The organism is Streptomyces sp. CA-250714 (genome assembly GCF_050936705.1).
In the GTDB taxonomy this organism is placed as follows: domain Bacteria; phylum Actinomycetota; class Actinomycetes; order Streptomycetales; family Streptomycetaceae; genus Streptomyces.
In genome coordinates this window covers 2,504,273-2,523,590 of sequence record NZ_JBNJMI010000001.1, presented here as the reverse complement: position 1 = coordinate 2,523,590, position 19,318 = coordinate 2,504,273, and the positions used below count along the sequence as shown (strand labels likewise).

Here is a 19,318-nt window from a genome sequence, read left to right as displayed (position 1 = left end):
GTTGACCAGGCATATTGCCCCGGCATTCCCCAGCCCCCGAAACACACGAACGGGCCCCGCCCCCCGAAGGGGACGGGGCCCGTGAGCCGCGTGTATCAGCCCGGAGCGGGGCTCGGGGGGCGAAGCCCCCGGTTCGCTTCCCGCCGCGACGGCGCTGAGCCTGGGGGCACCTCCCGGCCGAAGGCTGGGGGAGAAGGCGAGGGTCCGGCGGAAAACGCGATCAGCTACCCGTCACGTTCACCCCGGTCCAAGCGGCCTTCACCGCCTTGACCTCGGCGCTGTTCTTCCCGTACAGCTCGGTGGCGGACTTGATGGTCGCGTTGCGCGCGCCCGCGTAGTCCGTCGTCGACGTCATCTGCTCGGTCAGCGCCTTGAACCAGATCTGCTCGGCCTTCTTGATGCCGATGCCCTTCAGCTTCGAGCCGTCCTTGGTGGGCGAGTCGTACTTCACGCCGTTCACCTCCTGCTTCCCGCTGCCCACGGCCAGCAGGAAGAAGAAGTGGTTGGCGATGCCCGAGGAGTAGTGGACGTCCACGTCTCCGGCGTTGGTGTCCCAGTAGTCCAGCGAGTTGCCGTCCTTGCTGGGCTTGTCCATGTAGCGCAGCGGGCTGCCGTCGCCGTTGATGTCGATCTTCTCGCCGACGAGGTAGTCCGGCACGTCCTCCGGGCTGTTGGCGTGGAACTCGACCGCGGCGGCGAAGATGTCGGAGGTGGCCTCGTTGAGGCCGCCCGACTCGCCCGCGTACTCCAGGTTGGCCGTGGCCGAGGTGACGCCGTGCGACATCTCGTGCGCCGCGACGTCCAGCGAGGTGAGCGGCTTCTTGTTGCCCTCGCCGTCGCCGTAGGTCATGCAGAAGCAGGAGTCGTCCCAGAAGGCGTTGACGTAGTTGTCGCCGTAGTGGACCCGGCTGACCGCTCCCTTGCCGTCGCCCTTGATGCCCTCGCGGCCGTGCGTGTCCTTGAAGTAGTCCCAGGTCTTGCCCGCGCCGTAGTGCGCGTCCACGCCCGCGGTGGCCGGGTCCTTGGGGGAGCCGTCGCCCCAGGTGTCGTCCTTGTCGGTGAACGGCTCACCGTTGCCGCTCTCGCCGTTCTTGAGGTTGGTGGTCTTGTTGCCGCCCCGCTTCTCGTCGGTCATCGTGAACTTGCCGTCCGAGCCCGAGGTGCCGATCTCGACCTTGCCGCTGTACTGGCTGTTGCCGGTGCCCTCCTTGATCCCCTGGAACTCGAAGAGCTTCTTGCCGGTCTTCGCGTCGGTGATCACATGGAGCTGGTTGGGCGCGCCGGACTTCTGGACGCCGCCGATGACGGTCTCCCAGGCGAGTACGGGCTTGCCCTCGGCGGCCCAGACGACCTTCCGGGGGGCCTTGCTGCCCTTGGCCTTGGCGGTCGTGGGCTTGTGCGCGCCGGAGACCGAGGTGTCCACCGCGATCTTCGCGTTGCTGGCCTTGCTGGTGCCGGTGCGCTTGCCGTCGGCGTTCTTGTGCACGACGAGGTCGCCGCCCAGGACGGGCAGCCCGTCGTAGGTGCGCTCGTAACGGACGTGCGTGGCCCCGTTCTTGTTCTTGATGACGTCCTTGACGTGGAGCTTCTCCTTGGCTCCGAGGCCCAGGGCGCGGGCGTCGGCGGACTTGGCCGCCTCGGTGTCCGCCGCCTTGACCAGCTTGGTGTGCTGGGCCGCGGTCAGCTGCGCGGGAAGCGCGCCGTTCGCGGAGGTCTCGCCGCCGGGGGCCGCGCCTGCGGTTCCCGCGGTGATACCTGCCGCTACCAGGGCCGCTGTGGCGGCGAGGGCGGATATCCGCTGCTTGGAGGTGAGTCTCACGTCGGTGGCTCCTTCTGCCATGGGGACCGGGCGGCATGGGTGATCAACCACCCGGGCAGAACTGAAGTGCGGTGCGCCACGCGGAAGTACGGCCGCCGGTCGTGCTGCTGTACGAATCCCGCATCGCGTTCAGGCGAGCCTGCCACTCTGGACATGGGCATGTCACTGGGGCATTGCCCTAAGATCAGAGGTTGGCCAGATTCTGTTCGTTGATACGAAGCCCGTGCCCGCATAGCGGACAAGTGGGAGAGGGTGCCTCCGCGGTACGGCGCCGTGCGGGGATGATTGACGGAGCGTCAGTCCTGGTCGGCGGGGTAGACCACGTCCAGCAGCGTGCGGACGTACCGCGCCGGATCGTCAAGCCCGGCCGCCGCCAGCGTCTGCTCGCCCCTCGCCAGCAGATGCGGCAGCGCGGCGTGCATGGCGAGGGTGACGACGGCCGCGCGCTCCCGGGTGACGGGAAGGCCCGCGGCACGCTGCGCGGCCTCGAACGTGGTGAAGTCCGAGGCGGCCATCGGGTCGATCACGGCGGCGAGCCACGGCTTGCGCGCCGCCTCGGCCTGCAGCTCCAGAACAGCGAGCAGCCGCGCCCGTCCGGGGCCGGTCACGTTCTCCAGCAGCCCGGTCAACAGCGCCTCGATCCCCGCGCGTTCGGACGGCGGCGGACTCGCCGCGGCGAGCTGCTGGGCGACGGCGTGGTACTGCTCGACGCACCGTTCCGCCACGGCCCGCAGTAGTGCGTCACGGGTCGGGAAGTAGTTCTTCGCCGTGCCGGCGGGCACCTCGGCTGCGGCGTCGACGGCACGGTGCGTCAGTCCGCGCCCGCCCTCCTCGGCCAGCACCTCGATGGCGGCGTCCCGCAGCCGGTCGCGGCGTTCGGGGTTCATGACTGCTCTCCTCGGGGCTTCGGGTATCCGGGGCTTCGCGGATCCGGGGCTGCGTGGATCGGGGCTTCTGGGATCTGGGCTTCGGGGATCCGGGCTTGGCGAGAATACCCCAGCCGTGGTACCACAGGTGTGGTGGTCGGTAGCTCAGGGCCGACGGGATGCCAAGGGGAGGCGTCATGCACAGCACGTCCGTACCGAGTGGATCGGCACGCGGGGCCGTGGTCGTAGGGGCTGGGGTCGGAGGGCTGGCGACGGCGCTCGGGCTGCGGCGCGCCGGATGGCAGGTGACCGTGCTGGAGCGCCGCACCGAACTGGAGCGCTACGGCACAGCACTCGGTATCCACCCCACGGCGCAGACCGCTCTCGAGCGGCTCGGAGGGGGTGTGGCCGCCGCACTGAACCGCCGAGGCGTGCCGTACCGGTCCGCGCACGTCCGCAGGCCGGACGGCAGCGTGCTGGCCCGGCTGCCGCTGGACCGCATCGAGAAGAAGGCGGGGCGTCCCGAACTGCTCATCTTCCGCCCGTACTTGATCGACGCACTGGTCGAAGCGCTGGACGGCTACGGCGATGTGACGCTCAAGCTGGGCGAGCGGGTCGACGACCCCGCCGCGCCGGCCCGCGAGTACGACCTGGTGGTCGGCGCCGACGGCATCAACAGCGCGGTGCGGACAGCCTTCTTCGGCTCCCGCAGCCGCCCCCGGCACATCGGCACCGTCGCATGGATCGGCACCGCCGAGTTCACCAGCCCGCTGTACGGCGAGACCTGGGGCGAGGGCCGGTTCTTCGGGATGACGCCCGTCGAGCCCGGCCGGACCAACTGGTACGCCGTGGCGCCGGAGGCCACCACCGCCGACGAACTGCGCGGACTCTTCGCGGGCTGGCACGAACCGATTCCCCGCATCCTGACGGAGACCGACCCCGCCGACTGGCTCAGGTACGAGATGCGCCATCTGTACCCGGCGCTGCCCTCCTTCGTGCACGGCGGCCACATCGCGCTCGTCGGCGACGCGGCACACGCCATGACCCCCAACCTCGGCCAGGGCGCCTGTACCGCCCTCCTCGACGCCGAAGCCCTCACCCGCGCCGTCGCCCGGCACGGCGAACCCGGCGGGCTGCCCGCGGCACTGCGCGCCTACGACACCGAACGCCGCCGCAGCGCCCAGCGCACCGCCCTCGCCTCCCGCACCCTGCACCGCCTCATGGCCACCCGGCACACCCGCGCTCGCGACGCCCTGCTGCGCCTCTTGCCGTGACCGGCGCCCGACCGCCCTCCGGGGACGCGGGGTCAGCTGCCGGAGCCCGCAGCCCGGACATCGAAGCCCAACGGCCCCGGATCAGGCTTGCCCAGCTGCCCGCAGAAGTCGCGGTACAGCGACAGCAGCTCGGCCATCGGCACCGGCCGCCGACTGCACGCCGAGAAGTCGTCCTCGCCCTCTGCCTCGGCGGACCACGGGAAGGGATACAGCGAGAACCCCTCGTCCAGCCGCAGCGCGGCCGACTCGCGCTGCCAGCCCTCCCACCGGGTGAAGAACGTCGCGCTGCCCGGCCACAGCAGGAACGTCAGCCAGCGTCCGTAGGACAGCTCCATGTCGTACCAACCCAGGACGTCGGGCGCGAAGTAGACCATCCTGCCGGGCTGTCCTGGCCTGCCCGAGGCGGCGGGGTCGGTGCCGTTCAGCACGAAGACGCCGCCCAACGCGTCGTAGCCCACGATCAGATCGGGTGCCGGTTCCCCGGCACCGGCCGGCACCTCCGGGAGTGCGTTCGCCTGCGCGAGGCCGGGCAGGCCGTCCCGTCCCGGGCAGCCGCCCAGCACCCGTATCCACCCGTGGTCGATCACCAGGCCGCCGCTGTGCAGCGCCACAGCACCCAGCCGGGACCCGGTGGTCACCTGGAGACTGCGCAGGCATGCGCGGCCCGCTTCCGCGTCGCCGGGCAGCACCTCGACGTCGTACTCGCTGCCCTCGATCTCTGCCGACAAGCCGGGCCAGGCGTCGTTCTCGGTGTCGATCAGCTCGTCAGCAGTGCGCATATGACGAGGTCCTTCCGGTGGGGCGACTCTTCCGCAACCTTTGCCGCCATCGTAGGGCGGCCCACCGACAGCCCGGCCGGGCGGCTCAGGCGCTGACATCCCGCGCAGGCACGCGGGCTTCCCCGGTGGAGGCCGGGGTGCCCGAACGGGCCGTCACCGCACGCAGGTTACGGACAGCCGGAACGGCAAGCAGCGCCGCGCTGATGCCGATCATGATGACGCCGCCCGCGAGCAGCACCGTACGGCCGCCGAGCAGCTGTGCGGCGGGGCCCGCCAGTGCCTGGCCCGCCGGCATCATGGCGAGTGAGCCCGCCACCTCGTAGGCGTGGATACGGTTCAGAATGTCGCCCGGCACCTGCGTCTGCACACTGGTCGCCCACATCACGCTCCAGATGCCACCACCCACGCCCCAGACCGCGGCAGCCGCCATCATGGCGGCGGGCGGCAGGCCCAGCCCGACGGCGGCGGGGTAGAGGCAGCAGCCGACCAGCGCGATCGAACCGGCGCGCAGTTGCCGCACCGGTCTGAAACGCAGCGCCAGCAGCCCGCCCAGCGCGGTGCCGCCGCCCAGCGCCGAGTTCACCAGGCCGTACACACCGGGTCCTTCGGCCGGGATGATCTCGGAGGCGGTCAGCGGCACCAGCGGGCCCGAGACCGTGACCATGTAGACCATCCAGATGAGGATGACGCTCCACATCCAGGTGCGCGCCCGGAACTCCCGCCACCCCTCGACCAGATCGGCGCGGTAGCCGGTGCGTCCGGCCGGCCGGCGCCCAGCCGCCGGGGGCAGCCGCAGCAGCGCCAGACAGAGCGCGCTGAGCAGATACGTACCGGCGTGTGCGGCGAACACCCCGCCCGGCGAGAAAGCGCCCACCAGCGCACCGGCCAGCGCGGGACCCAGCAGCATCGCCAGTGACTCGGCGGTACGGATCAGCCCGTTGGCGCCCTGCACATCGGCGGCCACCCGGGGGACGGTGCTGGCCACCCCCGGCTGGAACAGGCCCGCGCAGACACCGTTCACGGCGCCTATCGCGCACACCTGCCACAGCACCACATGCCCGCTCAGGAACAGCGCGGCCATTCCCATCTGGGTGACCACGCGCACCAGATCGGAGCCGATCATCAGCCTCCGGGTGTCGAACCGGTCGCAGAAGACACCGCCGAAGATGACGAAGCCCGCCAGGAACACCGTCAGCGAGGCGAGTGCGGCGCCGATCGCGCCGGGCCCGTGACCGTGCTGGATCAGCCCGGCCGACAGTGCGATGGGCAGCATCGCGTCGCCCAGCTTCGCGACGGCCCGGCCGGTGAAGAAGAGAGTGAAGTCGCGGGAACGCAGGGAAGCCGCTGAGGCGCCGGGAGGGGTCACGTCCAACGAGTGTGGGACCGGTGGTGCCCGGTGGCGAACCGTTTTCCGCCGAACCGGTGATCAGCCGGACGGCCGCTCGACGACCCGCAGCACCAGCACCGAGCGCGCCCCCACGGCCACCTCGCACCCCGCCGGATACCAGCCCTCCGCGGGGCGCTCCCGCGCGGTGTCCACCACCCCCGCGTACGCCGCCCCCCAAGCCGCGTCCGGCAGCCGGAAGGCGATCTCCTCGGCACCGGCGTGCAGCACGCACAGAAAGCTGTCGTCCAGCACCGGTTCCCCCACCGGATCGCGCTGGGCGATGTCCCGCCCCGACAGGAACATCCCCACCGTGGCACTCGGCGCGTACCAGTCGGCCTCCGCCATCTCCTCCCCGCGCGGGGTGAACCACGCCAGATCGCGCAGCCCTTCGGCGCCCTGGGGCCGCCCCGAGAAGAAGGCCCGGCGCCGCAGCACCGGGTGTGCGCGGCGCAGCCGCACCAGGCGCGCTGCCAGCTCCAGCAGTCCGCGCCAGCGCGGCTCCTCCAGCAGCGACCAGTCGACCCAACTGACGGGCGAGTCCTGGCAGTAGGCGTTGTTGTTGCCGCCCTGGGTGCGCCCCATCTCGTCCCCCGCCACCAGCATCGGCACGCCGGTGGACAGCAGCAGTGTGGTCAGCAGGTTCCGCAACTGGCGTACGCGCAGCTCCTGAACGGCGGGATCGTCCGTCTCGCCCTCGGTGCCGCAGTTCCACGACCGGTTGTCGGCCGCGCCGTCCCGGTTGCCCTCCCCGTTGGCCTCGTTCCGCTTGTGCTCGTAGGTGACCAGGTCGCGCAGGGTGAAACCGTCGTGCGCTGTCACGAAGTTGACCGACGCGTACGGGCGCCGCCCGCCCCACGCGTACAGATCGCTGGAGCCCGACAGCCGGTACCCCAGGTCCCGTACGTCCGGCAGCGCACCGCGCCAGAAGTCACGCACGGTGTCGCGGTAGCGGTCGTTCCACTCCGTCCACAGCGGAGGGAAGGCCCCCACCTGGTAGCCGCCGCTGCCCACATCCCACGGCTCGGCGATCAGCTTGACGCCGCGCAGCACCGGGTCCTGCGCGATGACGGCCAGGAACGGGGAGAGCATGTCGACGTCGTGCATGGCGCGGGCCAGCGCGGAGGCGAGGTCGAACCGGAAGCCGTCCACCCCCATCTCCTGCACCCAGTAGCGCAGCGAGTCGGTGATCAGACGCAGCACCTGCGGCTGGACGACATGCAGCGTGTTGCCGCATCCCGTGTAGTCGGTGTAGCGGCGTCTGTCGTGCGGCGGCAGCCGGTAGTAACCCGGGTTGTCGATCCCTCGCAGCGCATAGGTGGGGCCGCGCTCGTCACCCTCGGCCGTGTGGTTGTAGACGACGTCCAGCAGTACCTCGATTCCGGCAGCGTGCAGCGCCCGGACCATCTCCTTGAACTCCGTCACCTGCTGCCCCCGTGTGCCGGAGGACGAGTAGGCGGCGTGCGGCGCGAAGTAGCCGAGGGAGTTGTAGCCCCAGTAGTTGCGCAGTCCGCGGCGCAGCAGATGGTCCTCATGGGCGAACTGGTGCACCGGCAGCAGCTCCACCGCCGTCACACCCAGCCGGGTCAGATGCTCCAGCGCGGCCGGGTGGCCCAGACCGGCGTAGGTGCCGCGCAGTTCAGCGGGAACGCCGGGGTGCCGCATGGTGAAGCCGCGTACGTGCAGCTCGTAGATGACCGAGTCGGCCCACTGGGTGTGCGGTCTGTCGTGCTGGTGCGCATCAGGCCCGTGCCCGTTCCCGGTGAAGGCGCACTGCTCCTCGACGACGACGCCCTTGGGCACGAAGGGCGCCGAGTCGCGCTCGTCGCGCACCGTGTCGGAGACCTGCTGCTGCGGCCAGTCCCGCACATGCCCGTACACCTCGGCGGGCAGCGCGGTGGGCGTGCCCCGGGTGGCGCCGGGCGGTGCGAAGTCCCCGTCCACCGCGCGCGTGTACGGGTCGAGCAGCAGCTTGGCCGGATTCCAGCGCGCACCCGTCCACGGGTCCCACCGGCCGTGCACCCGGTAGCCATAGCGCCGGCCCGGCAGCACGCCCGGCAGGAAGCCGTGCCAGATGCCGTGTGTGAGCTCGGCGAGCCGGAACCGGGTCTCGGTGCCGTCGTCGTCGAACAGACACACCTCCACCCCCTCCGCACCACCCGCCCACAGCGCGAAGTTGGTCCCGGCGACCCCGCCCGGACCCCGGTGGTAACGGCTGCCGAGCGGCTGCGGACTGCCCGGCCACACCTGCCCCGGGCCGCCGCCGACTGCTGCAGGGACCGCCGGTTCGATTGCGTACGACACGTGGCGGCCTCCCGCGGCTCTGCGGCATCGGAGCGGGCTGCACGGCGGTGACCCGGCGTCGGGTCGGCGCCGCCGCGGCTTTCTCCTTCGATCCTTCCCGGAGGGGAAACCTCGCTCACTCGTGTGATCGCGGTGTCCCTGCCGCACGCGCTTCGTTGGTCCGTTCGTCCAGGCGAGCACAGCAGTGGAAACGCACAGGACAGCAGGGACGCACAGGAGCGGGGACGGTATGGGACGGGGCGCACGGCGCACGACGGCACGAGAAGGGCGAGTACCGCGCCACTGCGCGCGGGGCGCGCAGCGGACGCTGCGCGCCCTGACAGTCGCGGTGGGGCTCGCGCTGCTGTGCGCCACGCCTGCCGGCTGCGGCGTCATGGCGGACAACAAGCCGCCCGGCGACGCCATCCGCGTGACACCACACGACGGTGCCCGCAGCGTCCCCACCGACGCCCGGGTGGAGGTCTCCGTACCGGAGGGGAAGCTGCGCAGCGTCCGTATGCAGCGCAAGGGGAAGGACGCGGGGCGGGCCATCGCAGGCCGGTTCTCCGCCGACCGGCGCAGCTGGCACCCGCTGCCCGCCTCCCTGGAGAACGCCTCCGGGCGCGGCGGCAACGGGCAGGGCAGGCGCACGGTGCTGGAACTCGCGAGCACCTACGTGCTGGACGTGGTGGCGACCGACGGCGAGGGGGACCGGGTGATGCGGCACGCCACCTTCTCCACCCGCGTCCCACCCCACCGTTTCGTGGGCTACTTCCGGCCCGAGGACCGGCAGACAGTGGGCACCGCGACGATCGTCTCCCTCGAGTTCAGCCACCCCATCGCCGACCGGGCAGCCGTGGAACGCGCCATCAGCGTCACCTCCCGCCCCCGCGTCCCCGTCGCCGCGCACTGGTTCGGCCGCAACAGGCTCGACTTCAGGCCGCGTACGTTCTGGCAGCCCGGCACCGAGGTCACCCTCGATCTGCGGCTGCGCGATGTCCGCGGGGCACCCGGCGTCTACGGCACCCAGCGGAAGCAGGTGCGGTACACCATCGGCCGCGACCAGCGCAGCGTCGTCGACGTGGGCCGCCGCACCCTGACCGTCCAGCGCGCCGGGCGCACCGTCGACCGGTTCGGGATCACGGCGGGGACGAAGAAGAACCCCACCTACAACGGCCTCATGGTGATCAGCGAGAAGTTCCAGCAGACCCGGATGAACGGGGACACCGTGGGCTTCGGCGGAGAGTACGACATCAAGGACGTGCCCCACGCGATGCGGCTGACCCGCAGCGGCACCTTCCTGCACGGCAACTACTGGGCACCCAGGCGCACGTTCGGCGAGAAGAACACCAGCCACGGCTGCATCGGCCTGGAGGACAAGCGCGGCGGCGACGACAAGTCACCCGCCGGGCGGTTCTTCCGCCGGTCGCTCGTCGGTGACCTGGTGACCGTACGCGGCTCGCACGACCGGACCGTCACGCCGGACAACGGGCTCGGCGGCTGGAACATGCCCTGGGACAAGTGGGTCGCGGGCTCGGCCCTGAAGTGAGCTCCGGACGGCGGATCCGGCCGTGAGGTGAGCCGCGGGCGCGGCGACATACCCGACCTCCGCGTCGAAAGCGGCGGCCTCCTTCCGTCCTCCCCAAAACCGCGACCGAACGGTGACCCTCAGGTGCCGTCCGGTGTCATCGCGGTGTGGTTATCTAACAAGGCGGACGCGCGTCGCCGTTCATGTGCCCCTGCCCCGGGCCGGGGAGGCCATATGACCGGGTGGCGCGGCGTCGTGTTTTCGGGGGCGCACACGGGTGCGCGAAGCCGTGTGAGGACGAAGGATGGGGCCGTCTTGGATCTGAAGACCGTGGCCAGGGACAAGCTCAAGTGGGAGACGATCCGGGGGGACAGCCGCGCCCAGGTCATAGGCGGCTCAGCCGTCGGCCTCGTCGTGCTGCTGGTCGTACTGCTGCTCACACTGACCACCTGCGGCGGTGGCGGCGGCTCCGGAGCCCGTGCGAACGCCCAGGACGACGCCGACAAGCCGGCCAAGGGCCCGTCGGAAGCCGTGGTGTCCGTCGCGCCCAAGGACGGAGCCGACGGGGTACGGACCTCCGGCGCGCTCAAGATCGCGGCCGCCGAGGGCAAGTTGACCAAGGTGACCGTCCAGGACAGCAAGGGCAAGAAGATCAAGGGCGCCCTCGCGAAGGGCGGCACGGTCTGGCGGCCCGCCACCCATCTGTCGGCCGGTACGAAGTACACGGTGGACGCCGTCGCCAAGGACTCCAAGGGCCGCGCCTCCGCCAAGCACGCCACATTCACCACGTTCGTGCCGCAGAACACCTTCGTCGGCTACTTCACCCCGGAGAACGGCGACAAGGTCGGCGCCGGTATGCCGTTCTCGGTCAACTTCAACCGGCCGGTCGCCAACCGCGAAGCCGTCGAGAAGGCGATATCCGTGAAGGCCGATCCCGAGGTCGAGGTGGCGGGCCACTGGTTCGGCAACCAGCGCCTCGACTTCCGTCCCGAGAAGTACTGGAAGTCCGGGACCAAGGTCGCCGTCGATCTGAACCTCAGCGGTGTCGAGGGCTCCGACGGGGTCTACGGGACGCAGCGCAAGACGGTGAAGTTCACCGTCGACAGGCAGCAGGTCAGCGTCGTGGACGCGAAGAAGAAGACGATGACCGTGACCCGGGACGGCAAGAAGATCAAGACCATCCCGATCACCTCCGGCCGCCCGGCCAACCCCACCTACAACGGCAAGATGGTCATCAGCGAGAAGCACGAGGTCACCCGGATGAACGGGGAAACCGTCGGCTTCGGCGGCGAGTACGACATCAAGGATGTGCCGCACGCGATGCGGCTGAGCACCTCGGGCACCTTCATCCACGGCAACTACTGGCTGCCCAAGTACCAGTTCGGCAAGGTCAACGGCAGCCACGGCTGTGTGGGCCTGTTCGACATGCGCGGCGGCGGCGCCAACGGCTCACCTGGAGCCTGGTTCTTCCAGAACTCGCTGGTCGGTGACGTGGTCGAGGTCAAGAACTCCCAGGACGAGACCATCAAGCCGGACAACGGCCTCAACGGCTGGAACATGTCCTGGCAGAAGTGGACGGCGCAGCAGTAGGCCGGAAACCCTGCCGTACGGATCCAGAGCCGTACATTGCCCCGGTGCTGTGAGGAACGGCACCGGGGCCGCGTCGTGTAACGGCCGTTAACCTTCCGGCATGACGGTTAACGAACCCAGCGGCGCCACCGCGCGCCTCGAGGTCGCCGACGGCGTCGGCACCATCCGGCTCGACCGGCCGAAGATGAACGCCCTCGACATCGCCACCCAGGACCTGCTGCGCGAACTCGCCGAGGAGGCGGCACGCCGCGAGGACGTACGCGCCGTGGTGCTCTACGGCGGCGAGAAGGTCTTCGCCGCCGGCGCGGACATCAAAGAGATGCGCGAGATGGACCACGCCGCGATGGTCGTGCGCTCCCGCGGACTCCAGGAGGCGTTCACCGCCGTCGCGCGCATCCCCAAGCCCGTCGCCGCTGCCGTCACCGGCTATGCGCTCGGTGGCGGCTGCGAGCTGGCGCTGTGCGCGGACGTCCGGTTCGCGGGCGAGAGCGCCAAGTTGGGCCAGCCGGAGATCCTGCTGGGGCTGATCCCCGGCGCCGGCGGCACCCAGCGGCTGTCCCGGCTCGTCGGCCCGGCCAAGGCGAAGGACCTCATCTTCACCGGGCGGACCGTGGCCGCCGACGAGGCCGCCCGTATCGGCCTGGTCGACCATGTGGTGCCGGACGCCGAGGTCTACACGCAGGCGCACGCCTGGGCCGCACAGCTGGCGCGCGGCCCCGCGCTCGCGCTGCGCGCCGCCAAGGAGTCGGTCGACTTCGGTCTGGAGACGGACATCGAAACCGGCCTGGCGATCGAACGGAACTGGTTCGCGGGCCTGTTCGCAACGGAGGACCGGGAGATCGGCATGCGGAGCTTTGTGGAGGAGGGCCCGGGGAAGGCGCGCTTCCGCTAGGGGGCTTCTCCGTGATGGTGCGGTAACGGGTGGGTGGGATGGGCCGCCACGGCGCGCAAGCCCGGCGGCGAGTACCGATGGGCACCGGCGGGGGGTGGCCGGGGGTGGCGCGGAGGGGCCGCGTGCCCACCGTGTGGGGGAACGCCTGGCCTTCGGGCCACCCCCATTCGTGGTCCAGTTGTGGCGCCTTGTGATCACTTGCATACCCGGTGTCATGCCAGGTCAGAGCGCATCTGTGCGGAGCCGCGGTGGCGCGGGGCGGCGTACGGGGGTCATGGACGGGGCGGTTCCGGCTTTTTGGAAACCCGCGAACCGCCCCCAGGGGCTCTCACCTGCCGCCATGATGGTGGCCATGGCGGGTCAGGGAGATGTGGCGAGCGTGACCGAACGGGTTCCGGAAGACCCAGCAGAGGCGTGGTGCGCCGAGCCGGTGAGCACCGTTCTCGACAGGGTGGGCGATCCGACCGTACGGGAGGTGCCGCTGCCGAACCGTCCGGAATCCGCGCGTCTGGCCCGCCGGCTCGCCGAAGCCGTCCTCCAGCAGCGCTGGGTCCTTTCCGCGCAGCGCACCGAGTACACCGTGCTGCTGGTCTCCGAACTGGTGGGCAACGCCGTGCGGCACACCGGCGCGCACACCATCGGCATCCGGATGCTGCGCCGTTCGGGCTGGATCCGCGTCGAGGTCCGCGACCCGTCACGCGGACTGCCCTGCCTGCTGCCGGTCGGTGAGCTGGACACCAGCGGCCGGGGGCTCTTCCTGGTGGACACCCTCGCCGAGCGCTGGGGCGTGGACCTGCTGCCCCGCGGCAAGACCACCTGGTTCGAGATGCGGGCCGCGGACTGAGCCTCCGTCAGCCCGTGTCATGTCACCCCCGCCCACCGCAGTCCCGCGGTGACCGCGGCCGCCCCCAGTACGGTCACCAGGAAGGGCGCCCGGCACCAGGCCAGGGCGGCGCCGGCGAGGACCCCCGCAGGGCGTGCCCAGCCCGCCGGGCCCTGCCCCTCCATGAGCGCCGAGGTGGCGACCAGTGCGCAGAGCAGCACGGTCGCGGCGTCCGCGAGCAGCTGCTCCGTCCGCGCCGATATCTCCGTACGGGCGCGTAGCACGGGGCCGCACAGTCGCAGCCCATAGGTGCCGGCTGCCAGCAGGGCGACGGCCATGAGCGTCATGCCGGGCCTCCTTCGGTGCGGAGGTCCCCCTCGGGCGGCCCGCGCCGGGTGGCGCGGGCGAGCAGGCCCAGCAGGGCCAGCAGCACCGGAGTGCCCGGCGGCAGGAACGGGGTCGCCGCGAGCGCCAGTGCGGCGCCGGTCAGCGCGGCCCGCCGCGTGGCGGAGCGCCGGTGGGCGTGGGGCTCCGCGTCCTCGTCGGCTGCACGCCGCCCGCCGCTGCGCAGCGCGGGCAGCACCAGGGCCAGCAGCACCATCGGCTCGGCCGCGTCCAGTCCGAGTGCGTCCGGGTCGCTCAGGACGCGGCCCGCGAGGACGCCGAGGAGCGTACCGAGGTTCCAGGCGAGGTAGAGCGCGCCGCCGCAGGCGAGGAAGACGGCGCGGCGGCGCCTCGGATCGGGTTCCGCCAGTGCGAGCGCTGCCGACTGGTCGACCAGCAGTTGGCTGCTCCACAGCAGGCCGCCCCGGCGCCGGCCGTGCACCCCGGGCAGCGCGAAGCCGAAGAGCGCGAGCCGGGCGTTGAGCACCAGTCCGGCCGTCACGGCGGCAGCGGTACCGGCTCCGCCGAGCGCCAAGTCGAGGGAGGCGAACTGGGCCCCGGCGGCGAAGACGGTCAGCGACAGCACGAGCGGCACCCAGGCCGGCTCGCCCCGGGAGACTGCGACGGCTCCGAAGGAGATTCCGACGACGCCGATGGCGACCGCGAGCACGGCGATCTCCCGCAGCGGAAGACGCCCGGGGAGAGGCACAGGTGTTCTCTCTGGCGAACGCATGGGCGATATGCTGAACACTGCCATGGCCGTTCGTCAAGGAGAACAGGTGGACCGACGCAGCGAACAGTCGTCAGGCGAAGCGGCAGCAGCCCCCGCCCGGCCGCCCCTCGCCCGGATCGCCGCCGCGCTCCGCTCGGAGCGCACCAGCGCCGGGCTCTCCCTCACGGAGCTCGCCAAGCGCGCCGGAATCGCCAAGTCGACGCTCTCGCAGCTGGAGGCCGGCACCGGCAATCCGAGCGTGGAGACCCTGTGGGCGCTCGGCGTCGCGCTGGATGTGCCGTTCAGCAGGCTCGTCGACCCGCCACGCGCGCGCTCCCGGGTGCTGCGCAAGGGGGAGGGCATCGCCGTCCCCTCCGAGCAGGCGCACTATGTCGCCACCCTGCTGTCGGCCTGCCCGCCGGGGGCGCGCCGGGATCTGTACACGGTGCACGTCGAGCCCGGGGCGCCGCGCGCATCCGAGCCGCACTCGCCGGGCACGTACGAGCACGCCGTCGTGGCCTCGGGGCGGGTACGGATCGGGGTGGCGGACGACCCGGTGGAGCTGGCGCCGGGCGACTGCATCAGTTATCCGGGCGATGTGCCGCACCTGTGCGAGGCGTTGGAGCAGGGAACCTCGCTGGTGCTGCTGATGGAGCACCGGTGACGTGCGCCGGGTCGGGCAGGTGTGGCGCCTTCCGTGTGTGGAACCCGGGAGTCGAAGAGCGCCGGTGCGGTCGCCGTACGGACCGCTGAGGCGGAGGATGGAAACCGGCCGAAAGTGTCAATAGTCGAATATCGGACACCCGGTCGTACGTACCACAGAGCACCGCACAGTACGGAGGAACCATGCCCGCAGGGTCGAACCGCAAGCGTGAGCGCCAGTACGAGCACATCAAGGAGGGCGCCAAGCGGCAGGGCGCCTCCACCGGCCGGGCCAAGGAGATCGCAGCCCGCACGGTGAACAAGGAGCGTGCCCAGAAGGGCGAGGCCAGGACCGCCAGCCGGACCTCCGTGCAGGACAAGCCGGCGCCCAAGCGCGGCGGCCAGCGCTCCGGCAACCGCACAGGGCCCGCAGGACCCACCCGCGACCAGCTCTACAACGAGGCCAGGCAGCGCGGGGTCAAGGGCCGCTCCCATATGACCAAGGACGAGCTCCAGCGCGCGCTCGGCCGCCGCTGACCGCTCGCCACCTGCTCGCCTCCCATGCCGTGCTGATCCGACATGGGAGGCGCACGCCCACGTATGGGAGGTGACGGCATGCCCGGCATGCACCACACAGCCCGCGCGGCCGTACGGGCACACGAGCACGACTACGCCCCCGACACCGAGCTACCGCTGGGCGGTTACGCAGCCGTGCTCTCCTCGTTCGGCACGGGCGTGGCCGGCGCCGCCCTCCTGGCCCGCCGGACCGGGCGCCGGGCCCCCGAGAGTCTGGGCACCCGGGAGCTGGTGCTGCTGACGCTCGCCACCCACAAGCTGGCCAGGATGGTGGCGAAGGACGCCGTCACCAGCCCGCTGCGGGCACCCTTCGCCCGCCACCGGGGCACCGAGGCGCCCGCCGAAATGGCGGAGGAGCCCCGTGGGAAGGGGCTCCGGCGGGCCGTGGGCGAGCTGTTGACCTGCCCGTTCTGCCTTTCCCCCTGGGCGGCCTCCGCGCTGCTCGTCCTGCACGCGGCCTCTCCGGCCACCGCACGGACCTGTCTGACCGGTCTGTCGGCCGTCGCGGGCTCGGACTTCCTCCAGTACGCGTACGCGGCCGCGCAGCAGCGGCACTCGCCGCAGGACTGACCGAACCGGCCGGCCGATGCCGCTGCCGGTTTCCCAGTTCTGCTTCCGCCTTCTTGCACCCTCTTGCACCTTCCGAGATTGGAGCGCACCGTGGCAGCTCACACCAACGGCTCGCAGCCGAGCTACACCGTCCCGGGAATGTCCACGGCCGACGGCGGCAGCGTCATCCAGCTTCTGCGGATGCGGCTGCACGCCCTCAACGACCTGGCCCTGACGCTCAAGCACGTGCACTGGAACGTGATCGGGCCGCACTTCATCGCCGTACACGAGATGCTCGACCCGCAGGTCGAGGCCGTCCGCGAGATGATCGACAACACGGCCGAGCGCATCTCCACGCTCGGTGGCTCACCCTGGGGCACCCCGGGCGTGCTGGTCGCCGAGCGGACCTGGCACGACTACACGCTCGGGCGGGCCGAGGCCATCGAACACCTCGGTGCCCTGGACGTCGTCTACACCGGTGTGATCGAGGACCATCGCAAGGCGGTCGAGGCCACCGACAGCTCGGACCTGGTCACCCAGGACCTGCTCATCGAGCACCTGCGGAAGCTGGAGCTGTTCCAGTGGTTCGTACGCGCCCACATCGAGAGCTCCGGCGGCAAACTGTCGACCGGCCCGCACGACTCCGAGTCGGCCGCCGCCGAGAAGGCCGCCAGCCAGGCCCGCGGCAAGCCCTGACCCCGGGCCGCCACCGCACCGGGAGCCGGACCCCGGCGCTCGCCGCCACGGCAGTACGGGGTCCGGCCCGGAGCGCGGCGCGCTGACCCGGCCGCCTCCCAAGGAGCGGAGCGCGACGTGCCGACCGGCCGCCTCGCAGGAACGCGGACGAGCACCGCGCGGCGCGCCGGCGGCTCGGCCGCTCGATGGCCGGGCGTACCGCATCCCCTCCCGCCCGGTGGGCCTCACGCGTCCGGGCCACCGCCGTGCCGTTCGACGGGCGGTGCCGGTCGGCTGCCCGCATGATGGGGAGGTGGCCCCGCCAGGCGCGCCGCCCCTGGCTGTCGCCGAGCGGGGACGCACCACCCGGGGCCACGCGATCGGGAGACAGCGATGCACCGCTTCCGCGAACCGAGCACGAGGCCCACGCAGCGCGGCGACCCACCGGTTGCCGCCCATGTCGCGCTGGCCGTCAACGGCATGGGCAGCTTCTGCTGGGACCTGCGCACCGGAGAGATGCGGTACGACGACGCCGGGCTGGCCGTCCTGGGGTTCAAGCCGGGGGAGTACGACAACCGCCCGGCGACCATCGCCGAACGCATGCTGCCCCAGGAACTGCCCGAGATCCAGGCGCAGGTCGGCCACGCGCTGAAGGAGCGGACGGGCTACAGCCTCTACTTCCGGGTACGCCACCCCGACGGTTCGCTGCGCTGGACGCACTCCCAGGCCACCGTCATCTGCGACGAGAAGGGCGCCCCGGCGGAGGTCATCGGGATCATCCGGGACGCCGGCCAGGAACTCCAGGCGATCGACCAGACGCGCGAGCTGCGGCAGGCCAAGAGCGACCGCCGCCGGCAGGCCGACCTGGTGGGCCACGTCAACGACGCCCTCGCCCCCACCGTCACCGTCGACGACGTCGCCGAGGCGCTCACCACCACCCGGCTGATGCAGCGGCTCGGCGCGGCCAGCATCATCCTGGGGCTGGCCGACGGCGGGCGGCTGGGGCTCGTGGGCGCCAACGGCGTACCCGACGACATCCTCCGCGACTTCCACCTGGCCCGCATCGGTGCCCCGCTGCCGCTCACCGAGGCCATCCGCACCCGGGAGCCGGTCTTTGTGACGGGCCGCGAGCAGTTCGCCGAGCGCTACCCGGGACTGCGCAGATATCTGCACCTGGTGCCCGAAGCCACCGCCGCCGTCTACCTTCCGCTGATCGCGCACGACACCCCCATCGGCGCCGTGGGGCTCACCTACGAGGGCAAGACCCGCTTCACCCACGACGAGCGCACCGTACTGACCGCGCTCAGCAACACCATCGCCCAGTCGCTCCAGCGTGCCCTCCTCTTCGACCAGGAGCACGAGCTCGCCGCCGGGCTCCAGACGGCGATGCTCCCCGGGCACATCCCGCACGTACCAGGGCTGGCCATGGCGACCCGTTACCGCCCGGCCCGGGCGCGGGGCGGGATCGGCGGCGACTGGTACGACGCCGTCACGCTGCCGGACGGCCGGATCGCCGCGGTCGTCGGCGACGTACAGGGACACGACGTGACCGCCGCCGCCGTGATGGGGCAGCTGCGGATCGCGCTGCGCGCATACGCCGCCGAGGGGCATCCGCCGCTCACCGTCATGGCCCGCGCCTCGGCCTTCCTCGCCGAACTGGACACCGACCGGTTCGCCACCTGCCTGCTCGTCCTGTTCGACCCCCGCACCGGGGTCGCGGTGAGCGTCCGCGCCGGCCATATGGAACCCGTGCTGCGCCGATCGGACGGCAGCTGCGTATGGGTCGACTCCCCGGTCGGGCTGCCCCTCGGACTGGCGGCGCCGGCGGCCCAGCCGCTGTACACGATGGCCGAGACGGTGGTGGAGCCCGGCTCCACGCTGCTGCTGTTCACCGACGGCCTCATCGAGTCCCGTACCCAGGACATCGACGAGGGCCGGGAGAAGCTCCTGGCCACGGTACGGGCCGGCCCCGTACGCCCCGACGACCTCGCCGACCATCTGCTGCGCACCATGGGCAGCTTCACGGGGGAGGAGGACGATGTCGCCCTCCTGCTGCTGCGCCGCGCGTCCGGCAGACGGGCCGCGGCACCGCAGATGGCCGTCACCATCTCCCCCGGCGACCCGAGATCCCTGCACGAGGCCCGGCACGCCCTGCGTACGGCACTGCACCGCTGGTCCCTGGGGTCCCTCGCCGACACAGCAGAGCTGCTCGCCAGCGAGATGGCCACCAACGCACTGCTGCACACCGAAGGCGACGCCACCCTGACCGCCCGGCCGGTCCGCAACGGCGGCCGCGCGGTCCGTATCGCCGTCACCGACACCTCCCCGACCTCCCCCCAACGCCGGGCCGCCACCGAGCAGTCCACCTCGGGTCGCGGCCTGATGCTCATCGAGGAGCTCGCCACCGACTGGGGAGTCGAACCGCGCGGCAACGGCAAACGGGTGTGGTGCGAGATCCCGCTGGATCCCCACTGAACGCGGCAGCTGATCGCGGGCAGCGAACGCGGTTTTCGCGGTGATTGATCCGCCCGGGCCCAGGGCA

Annotated in this window: 17 protein-coding genes; 10 read left to right on the top strand and 7 right to left on the bottom strand. The window is 71.6% G+C overall.

Going from position 1 to position 19,318, the window contains the following annotated elements; all coding sequences use genetic code 11:
- Positions 1-220: 220 nt before the first annotated feature.
- Positions 221-1,840, bottom strand: a complete 1,620-nt coding sequence (locus ACQEU8_RS10980) for a M4 family metallopeptidase (protein WP_433099339.1) — start codon at positions 1,838-1,840, stop codon at positions 221-223.
- Positions 1,841-2,115: 275 nt separating this feature from the next.
- Positions 2,116-2,706, bottom strand: a complete 591-nt coding sequence (locus ACQEU8_RS10975; RefSeq protein WP_433099337.1) for a TetR/AcrR family transcriptional regulator — start codon at positions 2,704-2,706, stop codon at positions 2,116-2,118.
- A 176-nt stretch (positions 2,707-2,882) separates the two neighbouring features.
- Between ACQEU8_RS10975 and ACQEU8_RS10970 the strand changes: the two genes are divergently transcribed.
- On the top strand, positions 2,883-3,959 hold the full coding sequence (locus ACQEU8_RS10970; RefSeq protein ID WP_433099335.1) for an FAD-dependent oxidoreductase: 1,077 nt from the start codon (positions 2,883-2,885) through the stop codon (positions 3,957-3,959).
- A 32-nt stretch (positions 3,960-3,991) separates the two neighbouring features.
- Here the strand turns inward: ACQEU8_RS10970 and ACQEU8_RS10965 are convergent, their stop codons facing one another.
- The 3 genes from ACQEU8_RS10965 to glgX form a co-directional block, all read right to left on the bottom strand.
- Complete coding sequence (locus tag ACQEU8_RS10965; RefSeq protein ID WP_433099333.1) at positions 3,992-4,738, bottom strand: DUF2625 family protein; 747 nt, start codon at positions 4,736-4,738, stop codon at positions 3,992-3,994.
- Positions 4,739-4,823: 85 nt separating this feature from the next.
- Complete coding sequence (locus tag ACQEU8_RS10960; RefSeq protein WP_433099331.1) at positions 4,824-6,104, bottom strand: MFS transporter; 1,281 nt, start codon at positions 6,102-6,104, stop codon at positions 4,824-4,826.
- A 60-nt stretch (positions 6,105-6,164) separates the two neighbouring features.
- On the bottom strand, positions 6,165-8,426 hold the full coding sequence (gene glgX / locus ACQEU8_RS10955) for a glycogen debranching protein GlgX (RefSeq protein WP_433099329.1): 2,262 nt from the start codon (positions 8,424-8,426) through the stop codon (positions 6,165-6,167).
- Positions 8,427-8,655: 229 nt separating this feature from the next.
- Here glgX and ACQEU8_RS10950 point away from each other — a divergent pair, with 229 nt between their 5' ends.
- The 4 genes from ACQEU8_RS10950 to ACQEU8_RS10935 all read left to right on the top strand — a co-directional run bounded on the left by ACQEU8_RS10950 (position 8,656) and on the right by ACQEU8_RS10935 (position 13,259).
- Positions 8,656-9,954 (top strand): Ig-like domain-containing protein, encoded by a 1,299-nt coding sequence (locus ACQEU8_RS10950; protein ID WP_433099327.1) that lies wholly within the window; start codon positions 8,656-8,658, stop codon positions 9,952-9,954.
- Positions 9,955-10,248: 294 nt separating this feature from the next.
- Complete coding sequence (locus tag ACQEU8_RS10945; protein ID WP_433099325.1) at positions 10,249-11,523, top strand: L,D-transpeptidase; 1,275 nt, start codon at positions 10,249-10,251, stop codon at positions 11,521-11,523.
- 100 nt (positions 11,524-11,623) lie between these two features.
- A complete protein-coding gene (locus ACQEU8_RS10940) occupies positions 11,624-12,415 on the top strand; it encodes an enoyl-CoA hydratase/isomerase family protein (RefSeq protein ID WP_433099323.1) in 792 nt (263 codons plus the stop codon).
- A 343-nt stretch (positions 12,416-12,758) separates the two neighbouring features.
- Positions 12,759-13,259 carry an ATP-binding protein gene (locus ACQEU8_RS10935; protein ID WP_433102308.1) on the top strand — a complete coding sequence of 167 codons (501 nt, stop codon included), beginning with the start codon at positions 12,759-12,761 and terminating at the stop codon, positions 13,257-13,259.
- Between the two features lie 17 nt (positions 13,260-13,276).
- On the opposite strand, the gene ACQEU8_RS10930 is transcribed toward ACQEU8_RS10935, so the two are convergent.
- Together ACQEU8_RS10930 and ACQEU8_RS10925 are read right to left on the bottom strand one after the other, a co-directional pair.
- Positions 13,277-13,585, bottom strand: coding sequence for an AzlD domain-containing protein (locus ACQEU8_RS10930; protein WP_433099321.1), 309 nt, complete (start codon positions 13,583-13,585; stop codon positions 13,277-13,279).
- Positions 13,582-14,331, bottom strand: a complete 750-nt coding sequence (locus ACQEU8_RS10925; RefSeq protein WP_433099319.1) for an AzlC family ABC transporter permease — start codon at positions 14,329-14,331, stop codon at positions 13,582-13,584. Before ACQEU8_RS10925 ends, ACQEU8_RS10930 begins: the two co-directional genes overlap by 4 nt.
- Before the next feature lie 70 nt (positions 14,332-14,401).
- Between ACQEU8_RS10925 and ACQEU8_RS10920 the strand changes: the two genes are divergently transcribed.
- From ACQEU8_RS10920 to ACQEU8_RS10900, 5 genes are all read left to right on the top strand, one after another.
- Positions 14,402-14,998 (top strand): helix-turn-helix domain-containing protein, encoded by a 597-nt coding sequence (locus tag ACQEU8_RS10920; protein ID WP_433099317.1) that lies wholly within the window; start codon positions 14,402-14,404, stop codon positions 14,996-14,998.
- 182 nt (positions 14,999-15,180) lie between these two features.
- Positions 15,181-15,513 carry a plasmid stabilization protein gene (locus ACQEU8_RS10915; RefSeq protein WP_433099315.1) on the top strand — a complete coding sequence of 111 codons (333 nt, stop codon included), beginning with the start codon at positions 15,181-15,183 and terminating at the stop codon, positions 15,511-15,513.
- 78 nt (positions 15,514-15,591) lie between these two features.
- Entirely contained in the window at positions 15,592-16,122 is a 531-nt protein-coding gene (locus ACQEU8_RS10910; protein ID WP_433099313.1) for a DUF1360 domain-containing protein, read from the top strand.
- Positions 16,123-16,260: 138 nt separating this feature from the next.
- Positions 16,261-16,797, top strand: a complete 537-nt coding sequence (locus ACQEU8_RS10905; RefSeq protein WP_433102305.1) for a Dps family protein — start codon at positions 16,261-16,263, stop codon at positions 16,795-16,797.
- Between the two features lie 372 nt (positions 16,798-17,169).
- A complete protein-coding gene (locus ACQEU8_RS10900) occupies positions 17,170-19,251 on the top strand; it encodes a SpoIIE family protein phosphatase (protein WP_433099311.1) in 2,082 nt (693 codons plus the stop codon).
- Positions 19,252-19,318: the final 67 nt, after the last annotated feature.